This is a genomic window from Pseudomonas sp. SAS7 (assembly GCF_052112345.1).
GTDB classification, from domain to species: domain Bacteria; phylum Pseudomonadota; class Gammaproteobacteria; order Pseudomonadales; family Pseudomonadaceae; genus Aquipseudomonas; species Aquipseudomonas putida_Q.
This window is the reverse complement of record NZ_JBEGGO010000017.1, coordinates 53,678-70,412: the sequence shown is the minus strand read 5'-3', so window position 1 is coordinate 70,412 and position 16,735 is coordinate 53,678. Positions and strand designations below refer to the sequence as shown.

The window sequence follows — 16,735 nt, the reverse complement described above, 5'->3', positions numbered from 1 at the left end:
GGGGAAGAGAAGCTGCCCGGAACAAGCAGGGCGCGGTGATGTGTTCCGGAAAAGGGGCGCAACGCGCCCCCGGCAATCTCAGCTCAATACGTTGAACCCGTGGGTGCCATCCCGCTCCAGCTGGGCAATCAGCCCGAACTCCCAGTCCAGGTACCCCTGCATGGCCTCACGCGGGTTATCAGTGCCTTCATAAGGCCGGCGATAACGGTCGGTACGCGCCACCGCCAGGTGCGTTTCGCCACTTTCCAGCGGCTTGCCTGCCGCAATCCACCGCGCCGTGCCGCCCTCCAGTACGTACACCGGTGTCTGCGTAAGCGCCTGCAAGTCTACCGCCGCAAAGCGTGCCAGCAGGCTGCTGCCGCAGGTCAGTACATAGCGCTCGGCTACTGGCAGCTGTTCCAGCACCTGCGGCAACTGCGCGCGAATTGCCCAGTGGGCACCCGGAATGTGGCGTTTCACGTAGTTGGCACTGGTGGTGAAGTCCAGCAGCACGGTGCCTGGTGTTTGCAGCCAGTCGTCCAGCTGCTCGACCCCGATTTCGGTGACTGCAGGCAGTGCAGGCTGGGGGGGCTGCCAATCGCCGGTCTCGCTGAAATGTTGCGCTGACAGCCCATCGAGCACGGCTACCTCCCAGCCCATTTGCGCCAGCCAGGAAGCGCTCATGTTGGCCCGCACGCCGTCATCATCCACCAGCACGATGCGCGCCCCGCGCACGCTGGCGACGTGGTCGGTTTCCTGCACCAGTTGCCCGCCCGGTACACTGCGGCTGGCCGGCAGGTGGCCGTGGGCATATTCCTCGGGGGTGCGCACATCGAACAGGTAGGTGGTGCGCTGGGTATCGGCCTGCCAGGCGGCCAGGGCTTCGCGCCCCAGGCGCAGCACACCGGCACGGTCGGCCACATTGCGTGCGCGTTGGGCGGCGTCGGCGCGGGTGGTGTCGCTCACCTCGGCGAAGCGGCGCTCCTGGCCGTGTGCCAGCGCTTGCCCGGCCAGGGTCCAGCCGATGGTGCCGTTGCGCAGGGCAGCCACAGGGTTGGGAATGCCGGCGTTGACCAGCGACTGGGTGCCGATGATGCTGCGGGTGCGCCCTGCGCAGTTGACGATGACCTGGGTAGCGGGGCTGGGCGCCAGTTCGGCAACCCGCAGTACCAGTTCGGCACCCGGCACACTGATGCCCCCCGGGATGCTCATGGTCTGGTATTCGTCGAAGCGGCGGGCGTCGAGCACCACCACATCGGCCTTGTCGTCCAGCAGCGCCTGCACCTGTTCGGCCGCCAGCGACGGGGTATGGCGCACGCTTTCAACCAGCTCGCCAAACGCCTTGCTCGGCACGTTCACGTCACGGAACAGCTCGCCACCGGCGGCGCGCCAGCCGGCCAGGCCGCCTTCGAGCAATGCGACATCGCTGTACCCCAAGGCCAGCAGGCGTGCGGCGGCCTGCTGTGCCAGGCCTTCGCCGTCGTCATACACCGTAATGGCGGTGTCGCGCCGTGGCACACGGGCGTAAATTTCCAGCTCCAGCTTGGACAAGGGGATGTTGGCGGTGAACAGGGGGTGTGCCTGGGCGAACGGGTCTTCCTCGCGCACATCGATCAGCGCCAATTCTTCATGGGCCAGCAAGGCCTGGCGAATGTCTTGGTAGGAGCGGGTGGCAACGGTACTCATGGGGCAGGGTTCTCTTTGGACAGGTCCCAGATGTTGGGCAGAAGGCTGTTGGAATAGCCGGAAATGAACGGTTTTTCGCTGCCGTCGGGCGAGTACACCGCGCGGCTGACGGCACCGATGTTGGCGCCATAGACGTGGATGCTGATCGACACCCGGTCGTCGAACGCGTTGCTGACTTGATGAACATCGCCAATGCGCGGCGAAACGGCCTCTACATGGCCGGGGTCCAGGCGTACGGGCTCACCCGCTGGCAATAATGCGCCGTGTTCGCTACGGGCGAAGCCTTGCGAATATTCCGCGCCGCGCAGCATGCCGATCAGGCCCCAGACCCGGTGGTCGTGGATCGGTGTCTGCTGGCCTGGCCCCCAGACGAAGCTGACGATGGAAAAGCGCTGGCGCGAATCGCAATGCAGCAAATATTGCTGGTAACGGGCCGGGTCTGGCTGCGCCAGTGCTTCGGGCAACCAGTCGTCATGGGCGACCAGGCTGCGCAGCAGGCCCTGGCCGTGGTCGAGGAGGGTGGCTTCGTCGGGTTCTTGGTCCACCAGTTGCGCAAGCGCGTCGATGAAGTGGCGCAGGCGCTCAAGGCGCAGGGGTTGGCTCATGGTTCAGGCTCGGCTGACGGTTTGGGTTAACCCTAGCAAACGCACTGAATATTCTCAAAAGTAAAAATATGAATAAGCTAATATGCAAATTGCGCATTTACAGATTGGCGGATCTGTTTTGAAATGGGCGCATGGGCAAAGCATTAGGTTATGCCCAAAACGAATTTCACGGCGCTGCGCTTAATCGATAACTTATAAGCATTGCCCTGGTTATATTCAAAGTGAATATGTCAGCCCCCATGCCCCCACGAGACCGCACGCGCGGATCGGCCTGAAGTACCCAACGGTACCTGGAGACGAACGTGCGATACCTCAAGCAATTGGCCGCCGGTGTGCTGGCCAGCTCCCTCAGCCTGGCCGCTGCCGCGCAAACCTTGGTAGTCGGTGACCAGAGCTTCAATGCCCGAGCGGTCATGGAAGCGGCCGGCGTGCTCGACGACCTGCCGTATACATTGGAGTGGAAGCAGTTTACGGCCGGCTCGCCGGTAGCCGAGGCGCTGAACGTGGGCAGCCTGGATATCGGCCTGCTGGGCGATGCGCCGCCGTTGTTCCTTGGTGCCCTGGGCGCGCCGATCAAGGTGATTGCGGTCAGCCGGCAGAACCTGGATGGCGTGGCGATCCTGGCGCGCAAGGACTCGAACATTCACAGCCTCGAAGACCTGCGCGGCAAACGTGCGGCGATCTGGAAGGGCTCCTGGAGCCAGCAGTTGCTGTTCAGCGCGCTGGACAAGGCCGCCGTGCCGCGTGATGCCCTGGAGCTGCGCTACCTCAGCGCCCTGGACGCCTCCCATGCCCTGGATGGCGGGTCAGTGGATGTGATCGCGACCTGGGAGCCCTATGTCACCCAGCAGGAACGCCAAGGGGCGCGGGTGCTGGCCACGGCCGAAGGATTGATCCCGGCGCAGAGCTTCGTGGTGGCCAATGCCAAGGCGGTGGAGGCCAAGCGGGCACAGATCAGTGATTTTCTGCAGCGCCTGAAAAAGGCCCGTGACTGGACCCTGAGCGACCCGGCCCATACCGAGGCTTATGCCGATGCCTGGGCCAAACGCACCCGTGCCGATCGCGACATTGCCCGCATCTGGTTTGCCCGCGCACGTACCGATGTCGCGCCGCTGAACCCGCAGGTGATCGTGGATGCGCAGAAGACCGTGGACTTCTTTGCCGGGCTGGGGCTGATCAAGAACTACCCGGCGTCGAGCCTGTTCGATACCTCGTTCGCGGCAGCGTTCGACCATTGATTTCTGCAGTCCCGGCCCTTCGCGGGTTCATCGAGGCGTCGAACCGCCGCGAACAGGCCGGTACAGGCAGCAACTTTTTGAGGAATGACCATGACTACCCGCAAAATCAAGCTCGGCGCCCTGACCATGGGCTGCGGCGGCCCAGGCCGGCACAACCTGTGGCTGGACCCGGAGCTGCCCGCCGATGCCAGCGTCAACATCGACTGGTACATCGACATCGCCCGCCAGGCCGAAGCGGCGCTGTTCGACCTCATGTTCATCGTCGACAGCCAGTACATCACCCCCGGCTCGCCATCGCACTATCTCAACCGCCTGGAGCCGCTGACCCTGCTCTCGGCACTGGCCGTGACTACCCGCAACATCGGCCTGGTCGGTACCCTGACCACCTCCTACAACGAACCCTTCAACGTCGCCCGTCGCCTGGCCTCGCTTGACCTGATCAGTAAGGGCCGCGCCGGCTGGAACGTGGTCACCAGCGGTGACGCCGGCACCGCGGGCAACTATGGCCGTGACGAACACTACGATTACGACACCCGTTACGCCCGCGCACAGGAGCACGTGGCGGTGGTGCAGGGCCTCTGGCAGTCCTATGAAGACGGCGCGTTCCCGCGCAACCGCGCGACCGGGCAGTTCCTCGATCCGAGCCGGATGCATGCCCTGAACCACAAGGGCGAGCACTTCTCGGTCGTAGGGCCATTGAATATCCAGCGTTCCCCCCAGGGCCAGCCGGTGATTTTCCAGGCCGGAGACTCGCAGCAAGGGCGCGAGCTTGGGGCAGCCACGGCAGATGTCATCTTTACCCATGCCGCCAGCATCGAGCAGGGTCAGGCGTTCTACCGCGATGTGAAAGACCGCGCTGCGCGGCTGGGGCGCGACCCCGAGCAACTGCTGGTACTGCCTGGTGCCGAGATCTACGTGGGCGACACCGACGAACACGCCCGCGAGATCGAACGCCATTACCACCAGCAGGACCATAGTTTCGAGCTGGCCCTCAAGGAATTCGGGCGCAATTTCGGCTGGCACGACTTCAGCCAGTACGACCTTGATGCGCCGTTCCCCCAGGAAAGCCTGGAGCACGCACGCAGCAGCTTTTTCACCAACGCCAAGCGCATCGCCGACCAGGCCCGGGAGCAGGGGTTCAGCCTGCGCCAGGCGGTGGAATTCGGGCGCAAGCTGCGCCCAGGAGCCTTCGTTGGCTCGGCCGAAACGGTAGCGGCAAAAATGACCGAGTGGTTCGAGGCGCGGGCGCTGGATGGCTTCAACATCTACATCGGCCACCCCGGGCAGTTCCGCCGGTTTACCCAGCAGGTGGTGCCGCTGTTGCAGGAGCGCGGGGTGTACCGTACGGCCTACGAGGGCAGCACACTGCGCGAGAGCCTGGGGCTGCCCATTCAGTGAATGCTTGAGGCCAGTTCGAAGATCGGCATGTACATCAGGATCACGATCAGGCCGATCAGCAGGCCGATGAACGTCATTAGCAGCGGTTCGAAGAGTTTCACGAACCATTCCACCCAGCGGCCGATTTCCTGGTCATGGAAGTCGGCGCAGCGTTCCAGCATCTCGCCCAGGTTGCCGGATTGCTCGCCGGCCCGCAGCAGGCGCAGCGACACGGGTGTAACCAGGTGCCCGGCCTCCAGCGCGTCGGACAATGGCAGCCCTTCGCCCACCCGTTGGCTGGCCTGGCCCAAGCCCTGGGCTGCCGCGCTGCCGAGCAGGCCGCGGGCCATGCCCATGGCGGTGAGGATGGGAATGCCGCCTTGCAGCAGGATGCCCAACGAGCGATAGAAGCGCGCCAGCTCGTACATCATCAAGCGTTGATGCAGCGCCGGCAGGCGGCGCAACTGGCAGGATGCCCAGCGCCGTACCCGTGGGTGGCGGCGTAGCAACCAAAGCGCCGTGACCCCAGCGACCGTGCCCAGCGCCAGCGGCAGTTGCTGGGCATGCAGGAACAGCCCGATCTGCATCAACACCCGTGACAGCCAGGGCAATTCGGTACCCATGCCTTCGAACACCTGGCTGAAACGCGGCACCACATAGCCGAGCAGGAACAGCACCACGCCGCCACCCACCAGCAACAGCAGCAACGGGTAGACCGAGGCCCCCACCAGCTTCTGCCGTACCAGGTCCAGGCGCTGGCGATAACTGATATAGCGCGTGAGGGCGTCGCCCAGCGCACCGGTGCGTTCGCTGGACTGTACCAGCGCCACGTACAGCGGCGGAAATATCCGCGGTTGCTGGGCCAGGGCCTGGGACAGCGAACGGCCTTCGTACAGCTGGCGTACCAGCTCGGCCAGCACCTTGCGTGTGGCAGATGCAGGGGCCTTTTCTGCCAGGCTCTCCAGTGCGTCGATCAGCGGCAGGCCGGCATTGAGCAGGGTCGACAGTTCCTGGCTGAACAGCACCAGGTCGAATGCCGCTTCGCGTCGCCAGGCCATGCCGCGCAAGGCGCCGCCGTTGCTGCGCAGGCTGAGCACGCGCAGGCCTTGGTCCTCGGCCTGGCGGCGGGCCTGGTCGGCGTCCTCGGCGTCGATCTGCAACTGCACCACGCCCTGTCTGCCCAGGGCCTTGAGGCTGTAGCGCATGGCCACTCTCCTTACTGCCAGCTGGTAATTTCGGCGTTTTCCCCGTCACCGCCGGGCTGGCCATCCTTGCCCATCGACAGCAGGTCGTATTCACCACCGTTTTCGCCAGGTTGCCGGTAGATGTAAGGGCGGCCCCATGGGTCCTGTGGCACGGCCTTCTGCAGGTACGGGCCGGTCCAGCGCGCTTCGCCACTGGGGGCGATTACCAGCGCCTGCAGGCCTTGCTCACTGTTGGGGTAGTGGCCGACTTCCAGGCGATACAAATCCAGCGCCTTGCTCAGCCCTTCTATCTGCGCCCGCGCCACCTTGGCTTCGGAGCGACCGAGCTGGCTGAAGTACTTGGGCGCGACGATGCCGGCCAACAGGCCGAGCACCACCAGCACCACCAGGAGTTCAAGCAGGGTGAAGCCACGTTGCGGGTTGGTTCTGCGCTGCATGGTGAAGCCCTCCACTGCATGGGGACACGGGTTGCCAGGCACCATGCAACAGCCGTGCACGTCTGCCTCGGGGCCTTGCGCCATGCGGAACAGGAAGCGGCACAGTGCTTGCGTCGTGGTCATCGACCTCGGGTTTTCCGGGGCATTTCCCCCACTTTGGGGGCCACGACAAAGAGGCGACCATCATGCGTGGACTCATCCTCGGTTTGATCTGGCTGGCGGCAGGTGCCGCCCAGGCCGATGTGTACATCTCCATCGATGCCAAGGGCGGCTACGTACTGACCAACGTCCATCGACCCGGGCGCCACTATGAAAAGGTGATCAGCGAACAGTTGGCCCAGGCTGGCCCGGCCAACGCGCAGATGATCACTGGCCGCCCTTACGCCGAGGTGGTCGCCACGGCCGCGCGCATCCACAACGTGCCACCGGCGTTGCTGCATGCGCTGATCAAGGCCGAGTCCGGCTACAACCCGAAGGCCCGTTCGCGGGCGGGGGCAGTAGGGTTGATGCAGCTGATGCCGGATACCGCCCGCGAAATGGGCGTGGAAGACCGCCTGGACCCGGAAGACAACGTGCAGGGCGGGGCACGATACCTCAAGCAGATGCTTACCCTCTTCGACAACGACATCACCCTGGCCGTGGCAGCTTACAACGCGGGGCCGGACGCCGTGATGCGGCGCGGCGCTGTGCCGCCGTTTGCCGAGACCCGGCGCTATGTGCCCACGGTGCTGCGCGAATACCGCAAGCTGCAGGGGTTGGCGAATGATTCGCCACTGTAATTGCCTGTCAGAGGTTACGCGGTCCCTGTACCCTTCGGCGGTTGCCATCAATTTAGCACTACGGTTTCCCCAGGTCTGGGCTATAACCTTCTGAAGGTGCCCAGCTGTGGAGCCCGCCATGGACATCGCCCCCCGTTCCGACGCCATCGAAGTGCCTGCCGGTAACGAGCTGGCAGCCCCACGCAAGCCGTTCAACCTGTTGCGCTGGTATGCCTGGGTCAGCCTGGCCATTATCCTTTCGGTGGCTGTCGGCCTAGGGCTGATTTCCAGCCGATTCATCATCGATGAGAGCGTTGAGCGCGATGCCTTGCTCACGGCACAATTCATCACCTCCATCGCCGACGCCGAAGTGCGCCATGTGTCGATCCCCAACGTGCGTACGATGGGCGAGCTGCTGGATCCGCGCACCGATCGCAGCAACCTGCCGGACGTCGACCCGGATGCCCGGCGCAAGGCCCGCGGCGAGTTTCTTGACCATATCGCCCACCTGCCAGACATGCTGCTGGCCAATATCTATGCCCCGGACCGTACGGTGATCTGGTCCACCAACCCGGCGCTGATTGGCAAGCTGATTGACAGCGACGACGACCTGGAGCGGGCTTTCGAGTACAAGATGCGAGTCTCGGCCAGCTATCACAACTTCGAAAAGGCCCGCGCTGAGCAGAAGTTTGTCACCCCGCCCGAGCAGCTGTTCATCGAAAACTACATTCCACTGTTCGCTGCTGATGGCGAGCACGTCACGGCGATGGTCGAGATCTATAAAGAGCCCCATGACCTGATCGTGCGCATCGAGCATGGCCTGATACTGATCTGGCTGGCGATCACCGTCGGCGCCGCACTGGTCTACGTTGGCCTGTACGGCATCATGCACCGCGCTGCGCGGTTGCTGGCGGTGCAGCAGAAGCGGCTGATCAACAACGAAACCTATGTGGCACTGGGCGAGGTGTCCTCAGCGGTGGCCCACAGCCTGCGCAACCCGCTGGCCAGTATCCGCTCCAGTGCCGAGCTGGCCCAGGCGTTCGACGAAGGGCCGGCACAGCGCAATATCAACGACATCATCAGCCAGGTTGACCGGATGTCGCAGTGGATCCGCCAGATGCTGCAGTCGCTGCGCCCACTGAACGATGAGGCGGTGGCGGTGGACTTGCCGCTGGCGTTGCAGGAGAGCCTGCAGAGCTACGCCGTGCAGTTGGCGCGTGGCGGGGTGAGCCTGGACCTGCAACCGTTACCGGCGGTACAGGTATTGGGGCATCCGGCGTTACTGCGGCAGATCTTCAGCAGCCTGATCGCCAATGCACTGGAATCCATGGAGCAGGGCGGACGGCTGCGTATCGAGGTAGTGCGCCATGACCGGCGCAGCCTGACCCTGCGCCTGGCCGACAACGGCAAGGGGATGAACGAAGAGCAGCAGCGCATGGCCTTCCGGCCGTTCTTTACCACCAAACAGGGTGGGTTGGGGGTGGGGCTGGTGCTGGTGAAACGCATCATGGAACGTTTCGGCGGCACGGTCAGGCTCAGCAGCAGTGAAGGCCATGGTACGCGGGTGTCGTTGAATTTCCGCTTGGCAATGACTTGTTGAATGTCTTTAAAAATTCAACGCAACCTATTGATTTAAAATACGTAATTGGTTTTTGGGTTATTAGTACCCAAATGTGGGGCCTTATCCTTAGGTTGTTTTTAAAAAGGCATCCTAAAGCACTGAAAAATATTGATTTACATTTTGGACTTTGCGCTGGCCAAGTTCTTGCAACGTGACAGGCGGAGCGCAACACGCGACACATGGCAGCTTATGGCTGCCCAGGCGGGATGCTATCAACTGGCTTGTGTTGGTTGGCCTTGATGCATTTCTGGACGGACGCCTTGTGCGGGAACCACGCGATGCAGATGCTGGAAAACGAAGTTCGCGACAAGGCCAGTGCGACTGCCAGCGGTCTGGCCGTGCCATTGCGTGAGTTCAACCTGTTGCGCTGGTTTTCGGTCATCAGCCTGTTGATCATCACTGCGGTGGCGGGCGGCCTGGGTTATGTGTCCACGCGCTTTGTGGTCCGCGATAGCGTGCAGCGTGACGCGATGCTGACCGCGCAGTTCATTCAGGCCATGGCCCAGGCCGAGGTACGCCATTCGCAGTTGCCTCCGGGCACCACCATGGGTGAACTGCTCGACCCGCGCCTGGACCAGCAGCACCTGCAGTTCACCCCGGCACTGGCCGAATCGACCCGGATCGAGTTTCTCGACCATGTCGAGCACCTGCCTGATACCTTGCTGGCCAATGTCTACGCCCGCGACCGCACCATTGTCTGGTCCACCAACGTCGATCTGATCGGCAAGCGGATAGAAGCCGATGGCGATCTGGATCGCGCCTTCCGCTCGCGCAGGGCGGTGTCGGCCAGCTACCACAAGGCTGAGGATGACCGCGAGGAGCAGAAATTCCTGCGAGAACCGCGCTACCTGTTCATCGAGAACTACATCCCGCTGTTCGACAGCCAAGGCGAACAGGTGATGGCCATGGTAGAAATCTACAAGGAACCGCAGGACCTGATAAGGCGGATCCAGCGCGGATACGTACTGATCTGGGCTTCGACCCTGGTCGGCGGGGCGCTGATCTACTTCGGGCTGTTCTGGATCGTCCGCCGCGCGGCGCAGATGCTGCATCTGCAACAGGACCGTTTGGTGGCCAGTGAAACCTATGTGGCACTGGGTGAGATGTCATCTGCGGTGGCGCACAGCCTGCGCAACCCGCTGGCCAACATCCGCTCCAGCGCCGAGTTGGCCCAGGAAATCGCCAACCCTGCGGCGCAGAAGAACATCACCGATATCATCAGCCAGGTGGACCGCATGTCGCGTTGGGTGCGCGACTTGCTGGTGTCGTTGCGCCCGGTGAGTGACGAGGCCGAGGCTGTGGACCTGGTGGCGGCCATCGAGGACACCCACCTGGCGTTCGTCCAGCAGATCGAGCGCAATGGTGTGCGCTTCCACTTCGAAGGGCCTGATCAGCAGTGGGTGGCCAGCCAGCCGCTGCAGCTCACGCAGATTCTCAACAGCCTGTTCTCCAATGCTCTGGAGGCCATGCCGGCGGGCGGCATGCTGACTGCCCAGGTCAATGTACAGGATGGCCAGCGTGCCGAGTTCGTACTTGTCGACACGGGCAAAGGCATGAGCCAGCAGCAGGAGCGGATGGTGTTCAAACCGTTCTTCACTACCAAGCAGGGGGGGCTCGGTGTGGGCCTGGCCCTGGTCAAGCGCATCATGGAACGTTTTGGCGGCTCGGTCAGCCTGAGCAGCCGCGAAGAGGAAGGAACCCGCGTCAGCCTTACATTCAATATCGCAGCGGGAGGGGACCATGGAGCACAGCATCCTGGTAGTCGAGGATGATGAAATCCTCGCTGACAACATTCGCACCTACCTCAGCCTCAAGGGCTTTGAGGTCACCGTGTGCCACAGCGCCGAGCTTGCGCTGGAGCAGATCAAGCGGGCCCAGCCCGACGCGGTGCTGACCGACAACTCGTTGCCGGGCATGAGCGGGCACGACCTGCTGCGCAGCCTTGTGGCGCAGGTGCCGGGCCTGAAAGTGATCATGATGACCGGCTACGGCAATGTCGAAGATGCTGTGCAGGCGATGAAGGAGGGTGCCTTCCATTACCTGACCAAGCCGGTAGTGCTTGCCGAGCTCAAATTGACCCTGGACAAGGCTCTGGCTGCCGAACGCATGGAGCGCACACTGTCGTTCTACCAGGAGCGCGAGGCTCAGAAGTCCGGGTTACAGGCCTTGATCGGCGAGTCGCCAGTAATGCTCACCCTCAAGCACACCCTGCGCCAGGTGCTGGATGCCGAACGGCGCATGACCAGCGACGACTTGCCACCGGTGCTGGTCGAAGGCGAGACCGGGACCGGCAAGGAGCTGGTGGCGCGCGCCCTGCATTTTGACGGCTCCCGCAGCAAAGGGCCGTTCATCGAGTTCAACTGCGCCTCAATCCCGGCCAACCTGCTGGAGGCCGAGCTGTTCGGTCACGAGAAGGGCGCATTCACCGATGCCAAGGAGCGACGGTTGGGCCTGGTGGAGGCGGCCGACGGAGGCACCCTGTTCCTCGACGAGATCGGCGAGATGGACCTGGTGTTGCAGGCCAAGCTGCTCAAGCTGCTGGAAGATCGCAGCATCCGCCGGATTGGTGCGGTGAAGGAGCGCAAGGTTGACCTGCGGGTCATCAGCGCCACCAACTGCAACCTGGAGCAGATGGTGCAGCAGGGCAAATTCCGCCGCGACCTGTTCTTCCGCCTGCGCATCATCGCCCTCAAGGTGCCGCGCCTGTATGCCCGTGGACAGGACATTATGCTGCTGGCAAGGCATTTCCTGGCCCACCATGGCCGGCGTTACGGCAAGCCGAACCTGCGGTTTTCCGCCGAGGCCGAGAGCCTGATGTTGGGCTACAGTTGGCCAGGCAATGTGCGCGAACTGCGCAACATGCTTGAACAGACTGTACTGCTGGCCCCGAACGAGGTGGTGCAGGCGCACCAGTTGAACCTGTGCATGACCTTGATTGACGAGCCATTGGTGCAGCCGCCAGCGCCAGCGATGTTCGAAATGCCGCGGCACGAGCCGGAGCCAGGGACCAGCCTGCCAGACATGGAACGCGACCTGGTGTGTAAGACGCTGGACCGTACGGACTGGAACGTGACCAAGTCGGCGCGGATGCTCGGGTTGTCGCGGGACATGCTGCGTTACAGGATAGAAAAGCTGGGGCTGACACGCCCCGACAAGCGTCAGTGGTAAATCATCAATCTTTACTGCCCATGCTGGCCTTTTCGCGGGCATGCCCGCGAAGAGGCCAGTGCAGGCACAAACCAAACGCTGCAGTTTTGAGCGGGGCCCATTAAGCAGCGTACTTATGGGTTGCCTGTACCGGTGCCGCTATTTCCCCGAGGAACGGTACCCTCCGAACCACTCCCATCCATCCCTGGCAGATCGCGGTTGTCATTCTGCTTTGCCGGTGGGCTTTCTGGGTCGTTACCTTGTATGCGCGTGTCAGTATCCCGCGGCATGGGCTTTTCGATCGGGTTCAGGGTGCTGTCCACGCCCGGCCGTGGTGCCGGATTGTGGGGATCGTCAGGGTAGGTAGGGCCGGTTCCGGCCGCGAGGGCCAGTGGCGAGGCGAGCAGGGCAATCAGCAGAATGCTTGAGCGGGGCATGGCAGGCTCCTTTGCTTCGGGTAGGTCTCATACTTTCCTTTGGCCCTACCCAAAGCATCAAGGTGCCATGACCCCGATAAACGGTTACACCACCTGTGCCAACAACATGATGAAGATGATGCCAACCACCGAGAGGATGGTTTCCATCATGCTCCAGGTCTTGAAGGTTTCCGCTACGGTCATGTTGAAATACTGCTTCACCAGCCAGAAGCCGGCGTCGTTCACATGGGACAGGATCAACGATCCAGCACCGGTGGCCAGCACCAGCAACTCACGGTTCACACCCGGGACCAGCTCGATCACCGGTGCGACAATGCCCGCGCCAGTAATGGTGGCGACCGTGGCGGAACCGGTGGCGATGCGGATTACCGCTGCCACCAGCCAGGCCAGCATGATCGGCGAAATCTCGGCCTGCACGGCCATCTGCCCGATCACGTTGCCCACGCCGGTGTCCACCAGCATCTGCTTGAAGCCGCCGCCAGCACCCACGATCAGCACGATGGCCGCCGTAGGGGCCAGGCTCTGGTCAAGCATCTTCATGATCTGCTGGCGGTTGAAGCCGCGGGCCGAACCAAAGGTGTAGAAGGCCAGCAGCAGGGCCGCGAGCAGGGCGGTAATGGGGTGGCCGATCAGGTCCATCCACTGGCGCACGATGTGCTCGGCTGGCAGCACCACGTCGGCGAAAGTCTTCAGCAACATCAACGCTACGGGTAGCAGCACGGTAATCAGGGTGATGCTGAAGCTTGGCAGGTTGCCCTGGTCGGACTCCTTGGCGATCTGGTCCATCAGCTCTTGGGACGGGTTGCCCGGGATGTAGCGGGAAATGAAGTTACCGAACAGCGGCCCGGCGATGATCGCGGTGGGCAGTGCGACGATCAGGCCGTAGAAGATGGTCTTGCCGATATCAGCGTGGAAAATACCGATCGCCAGCAATGGGCCCGGGTGGGGCGGCACCAGGCCGTGCACCACCGACAGGCCGGCCAGCAGCGGGATGCCGATCTTGACCAGCGATACGCCGGAGCGCCGCGCCACGATGAACACCAGCGGAATCAGCAGCACGAAGCCGATTTCGAAGAACAGGGGAATGCCCACCAGGAAGGCGGCGAACATCATCGCCCAATGTACGTTCTTTTTGCCGAAGGCGCGGATGAGGGTTTGTGCAATCTGGTCGGCCCCCCCAGAGTCGGCCATCAGCTTGCCCAGCATGGTGCCCAGGGCGAGCACGATGCCGACGAAGCCGAGTACACCGCCAAAACCATCCTGGAACGACTTCATTACCTTGGCCACCGGCATGCCAGAGGTCAGGCCAAGGAAGCCGGCCGCGAGGGTGAGGGCGACGAAAGGGTGCACTTTGAAGTGGGTGATCAGCAGGATCAGCCCGACGATGGTAACCAGCGCGTCGAGCAGCAGGAAGGTGTCAGTAGCCAGTCCGAACATGGTTTGAAGGCCTCGATCTTATCGTTGTTTTTGGCGTAGCGTTTTGGAACTTTGCCCGCACTCACGGGTCAAGGTAGCGCTGTCTTTGGTGAGCCGGGAAAGCCGCCGGGGTCAGGCGGTTTGCGCCAGCCCCTGCTCACCGCAGCGCTTTAGCCAGCGGTCCACCGCTTCGGCGAGTGCATCTATGGGCTGGGTGGCGTCCAGCGCCAGCGTCAGTGGCTCGCCGCGTGGCGATTCCAGGGCAGCAAACTGGCTGTCGATGAGGCTGGCCGGCATGAAGTGCCCGGGGCGGGCCAGTACGCGTTTTTCCGCCTCGGCGGGCGACAGTTCGAGGAACACGAACACCAGCCCTGGCATGGCCTCGCGCAGGGTGTCGCGGTAGCGGCGCTTGAGTGCCGAGCAGGTCAGGATCGGGCGGTCCCCAGCCTGGGTGGTGGCTTGCAGTTCCTGGCCGAGGCGCACCAGCCAGCCGGCGCGGTCACTGTCGTCCAGCGGGATGCCATCGCTCATCTTGCGGATGTTTTCGGCAGGGTGGAAAGCGTCGCCTTCGATCAGGCGGCCGCCGCTTCTGGCAGCAATGGCAGCGCCGATGCAGCTTTTGCCGCAACCGGCCACGCCCATCACCACGATGGCGGACAGGGGAGAATTCATCAGTACCTCCTGCGGGGTGAGATAGCGCTGTCTCGTCGCCGACGAACAGCCACCTCCCCGGTGTTATTGGTCTTGTCCTTACGCAGTATGGACGCCTGGTAGCGAGCGCGTGCGGGCTGCTGCCAAAGATTACATTGCCTGCGTCCTGAGACAGCGCTACCTTAGTGGCCGTTCCCTATCCTTGCAAGTAGTAAAATTACAACATCCATGTCCCGCACCGGCTCCCGAACTACAGGTCGTCCCACCCTGGCAGAAGTTGCCAGGCTTTCCGGGGTTTCCCCGATTACCGCCTCGCGTGCCTTGCGCGGGGTCAGCACGGTTGCGCCAGAGCTGGTCGAAAAGGTCGTCGCGGCAGCGGCGAGCCTGGGCTATGTGGCCAACCCGGCGGCCCGTGCCCTGGCGTCGGCCCGCAGCCAGTCGGTGGTGGTGTTGATTCCGTCGTTGTCCAACCAATTGTTCATCGACACGTTGGAAGCCATTCACGAGGTCATGCGCCCGCGTGGCCTAGAAGTGCTGATCGGTAACTATCACTACGACCTTGCCGAAGAAGAAAACCTTATCCGCAATTACCTGGCCTACCAGCCGTGCGGCATGCTGTTGACCGGTTTCGAGCGCAGTGATGCGGCGCGGCAGATGTTGGTCGCCAGCGGTGTGCCGTGTGTGCACATGATGGAACTCAATGGCGAGCCAGGTGCACTGTCGGTCGGTTTTTCGCAGCAGCAGGCCGGGCGCGCTGCGGCCAGGCACTTGATCGAGCGCGGGCGCAAGCGCCTGGCGTTCATTGCCGCGCAGCTGGACCCACGGGTAATGCAGCGCGCCGAAGGTTTCCGCCAGGCGTTGGCCGAAGCCGGTTTGCAGGCCGCCGAGCTGGAGGTACTGGCGCCGGAGCCTTCGTCGATTGCCTTGGGCAGTGTGCTGTTCAGCCAGTTGCTGCAACAGTCGCCGGATGTCGACGGTATCTTCTTCTGCAACGACGACCTGGCTCAAGGGGCGGTGCTGCAGGCATTGCGCCAAGGGGTGGAAGTGCCACGTCAGGTGGCCATGGTGGGGTTCAACGACTTGCCGGCTTCGGCACACATGGTGCCGCGCCTGACCTCGATTCGCACGCCCCGGGCCGCCGTTGGGCGTGGCGCGGCGCAGGCGCTGCTGGCGTTGCTCGATGGCAAGCGGGTGGCGGATACGCAGCAGGATCTGGGCTTTGAGCTTATGGTGCGCGAGAGTTCGTAGCGAGAGCTCGTAGCTGTGCAGGCGCGTTTTGCCCTATCAATGTAGTAATCCCAAAGTGATAGCACTGTGCTTGCACGGCGCCAACGGCGATCTATGCTCAGGACACCGCGCATAAAGGAGCCCGGCGTCATGTTCGATTTCCATCGCAAATCCGATTTGGTTGAGATTCAGCGCACTCACCAGGCCTTGAGCGGCACGCAAGCCAAATTGGCGGCGATTAGCCGTTCGATGGCGATGATCGAGTTCGCCCCGGATGGCACCATCCTTGATGCCAACGAGCGTTTTTGCCAGGCCATGGGCTACAGCGCCGAGGAATTGCGTGGCAAGCATCACCGGCTGTTCTGCGAGCCAGGCTATGCGCAAAGTGCCGAGTACCAACAACTGTGGCGCGAACTGGGCCAGGGCAAGGCCATCAGCGGTACGTTCGAACGCCTCGACAAGGCCGGCCGCGAGGTTTGGCTGGAGGCCAGCTACATGCCGGTGCTGGACGAGCAGCGCCAGGTCACCAGCGTGATCAAGGTGGCAGCCGACATCAGTCAACGGGTAGTGCAGGAGCACGAGAGCGAGAGCCTGCTCAAGGCCATCGGTCGCTCTATGGCTGTGATCGAGTTCACCCCGCAAGGCCGGGTGATCAAGGCCAACCAGAACTTCCTCGACACCATGGGCTATAGCCTGGACGAGGTAGTCGGCCGCCATCACGGGCTGTTTTGCCTGCCGCAAGAGCGCGAATCGGCAGAGTACCGTGAGTTCTGGGCATCGCTCAACCGCGGCGAGTACCATTCGCACCGCTTCGAGCGCATCAACAAGCAGGGCCAGATGGTCTATCTGGAGGCTTCCTACAACCCGATATTCGACAGCAAGGGCCGCTTGTACAAAGTGGTCAAGTTCGCCAGTGACATCACCCGACAGGTCAGCACGCAGCAAACCGCC

Annotated in this window: 14 protein-coding genes and 1 pseudogene; 8 read left to right on the top strand and 7 right to left on the bottom strand. The window is 62.9% G+C overall.

Annotated elements, in window-relative coordinates:
* Positions 1 to 78 precede the first annotated feature (78 nt).
* Positions 79 to 1,665: a rhodanese-related sulfurtransferase gene (locus ABI582_RS23625; RefSeq protein ID WP_442120459.1), complete on the bottom strand. Its 1,587-nt coding sequence runs from the start codon at positions 1,663 to 1,665 to the stop codon at positions 79 to 81.
* Positions 1,662 to 2,270, bottom strand: coding sequence for a cysteine dioxygenase (locus tag ABI582_RS23620; RefSeq protein WP_338747304.1), 609 nt, complete (start codon positions 2,268 to 2,270; stop codon positions 1,662 to 1,664). Before ABI582_RS23620 ends, ABI582_RS23625 begins: the two co-directional genes overlap by 4 nt.
* A gap of 302 nt (positions 2,271 to 2,572) precedes the next feature.
* Here ABI582_RS23620 and ABI582_RS23615 point away from each other — a divergent pair, with 302 nt between their 5' ends.
* Together ABI582_RS23615 and ABI582_RS23610 are read left to right on the top strand one after the other, a co-directional pair.
* Complete coding sequence (locus ABI582_RS23615) at positions 2,573 to 3,508, top strand: ABC transporter substrate-binding protein (RefSeq protein ID WP_043200145.1); 936 nt, start codon at positions 2,573 to 2,575, stop codon at positions 3,506 to 3,508.
* A 90-nt stretch (positions 3,509 to 3,598) separates the two neighbouring features.
* The gene (locus ABI582_RS23610; protein WP_442120458.1) at positions 3,599 to 4,906 is read left to right on the top strand and encodes an LLM class flavin-dependent oxidoreductase; all 1,308 of its coding nucleotides are present in this window, start codon (positions 3,599 to 3,601) and stop codon (positions 4,904 to 4,906) included.
* Here ABI582_RS23610 and ABI582_RS23605 read toward each other — a convergent pair.
* Both ABI582_RS23605 and gspG read right to left on the bottom strand, forming a co-directional pair.
* Positions 4,900 to 6,090, bottom strand: coding sequence for a type II secretion system F family protein (locus tag ABI582_RS23605; protein WP_442120457.1), 1,191 nt, complete (start codon positions 6,088 to 6,090; stop codon positions 4,900 to 4,902). The genes ABI582_RS23610 and ABI582_RS23605 overlap by 7 nt on opposite strands.
* An 11-nt stretch (positions 6,091 to 6,101) precedes the next feature.
* Entirely contained in the window at positions 6,102 to 6,527 is a 426-nt protein-coding gene (gene gspG, locus ABI582_RS23600; protein WP_028613001.1) for a type II secretion system major pseudopilin GspG, read from the bottom strand.
* A gap of 185 nt (positions 6,528 to 6,712) precedes the next feature.
* On the opposite strand from gspG, the gene ABI582_RS23595 reads away from it, so the two are divergent.
* From ABI582_RS23595 to ABI582_RS23580, 4 genes are all read left to right on the top strand, one after another.
* Positions 6,713 to 7,306: a lytic transglycosylase domain-containing protein gene (locus tag ABI582_RS23595; protein ID WP_442120456.1), complete on the top strand. Its 594-nt coding sequence runs from the start codon at positions 6,713 to 6,715 to the stop codon at positions 7,304 to 7,306.
* 118 nt (positions 7,307 to 7,424) lie between these two features.
* Positions 7,425 to 8,885, top strand: coding sequence for a sensor histidine kinase (locus tag ABI582_RS23590; RefSeq protein WP_442120455.1), 1,461 nt, complete (start codon positions 7,425 to 7,427; stop codon positions 8,883 to 8,885).
* Between the two features lie 299 nt (positions 8,886 to 9,184).
* Positions 9,185 to 10,678, top strand: a complete 1,494-nt coding sequence (locus ABI582_RS23585; protein WP_442120454.1) for a sensor histidine kinase — start codon at positions 9,185 to 9,187, stop codon at positions 10,676 to 10,678.
* Positions 10,647 to 12,074, top strand: coding sequence for a sigma-54-dependent transcriptional regulator (locus ABI582_RS23580; protein WP_338747311.1), 1,428 nt, complete (start codon positions 10,647 to 10,649; stop codon positions 12,072 to 12,074). Before ABI582_RS23585 ends, ABI582_RS23580 begins: the two co-directional genes overlap by 32 nt.
* 113 nt (positions 12,075 to 12,187) lie before the next feature.
* Here the strand turns inward: ABI582_RS23580 and ABI582_RS23575 are convergent, their stop codons facing one another.
* The 3 genes from ABI582_RS23575 to ABI582_RS23565 all read right to left on the bottom strand — a co-directional run bounded on the left by ABI582_RS23575 (position 12,188) and on the right by ABI582_RS23565 (position 14,578).
* Positions 12,188 to 12,490 (bottom strand): hypothetical protein, encoded by a 303-nt coding sequence (locus tag ABI582_RS23575; RefSeq protein ID WP_338747312.1) that lies wholly within the window; start codon positions 12,488 to 12,490, stop codon positions 12,188 to 12,190.
* Positions 12,491 to 12,574: 84 nt separating this feature from the next.
* The gene (locus ABI582_RS23570; RefSeq protein ID WP_016499892.1) at positions 12,575 to 13,927 is read right to left on the bottom strand and encodes a GntP family permease; all 1,353 of its coding nucleotides are present in this window, start codon (positions 13,925 to 13,927) and stop codon (positions 12,575 to 12,577) included.
* A 111-nt stretch (positions 13,928 to 14,038) separates the two neighbouring features.
* Positions 14,039 to 14,578: a gluconokinase gene (locus tag ABI582_RS23565; protein ID WP_442120453.1), complete on the bottom strand. Its 540-nt coding sequence runs from the start codon at positions 14,576 to 14,578 to the stop codon at positions 14,039 to 14,041.
* Between the two features lie 207 nt (positions 14,579 to 14,785).
* Between ABI582_RS23565 and ABI582_RS23560 the strand changes: the two genes are divergently transcribed.
* Both ABI582_RS23560 and ABI582_RS23555 read left to right on the top strand, forming a co-directional pair.
* Entirely contained in the window at positions 14,786 to 15,805 is a 1,020-nt protein-coding gene (locus tag ABI582_RS23560; RefSeq protein WP_442120452.1) for a LacI family DNA-binding transcriptional regulator, read from the top strand.
* 93 nt (positions 15,806 to 15,898) lie between these two features.
* A pseudogene (locus tag ABI582_RS23555) lies at positions 15,899 to 16,717 on the top strand (PAS domain-containing protein); the annotation flags it as partial.
* Positions 16,718 to 16,735 lie beyond the last annotated feature (18 nt).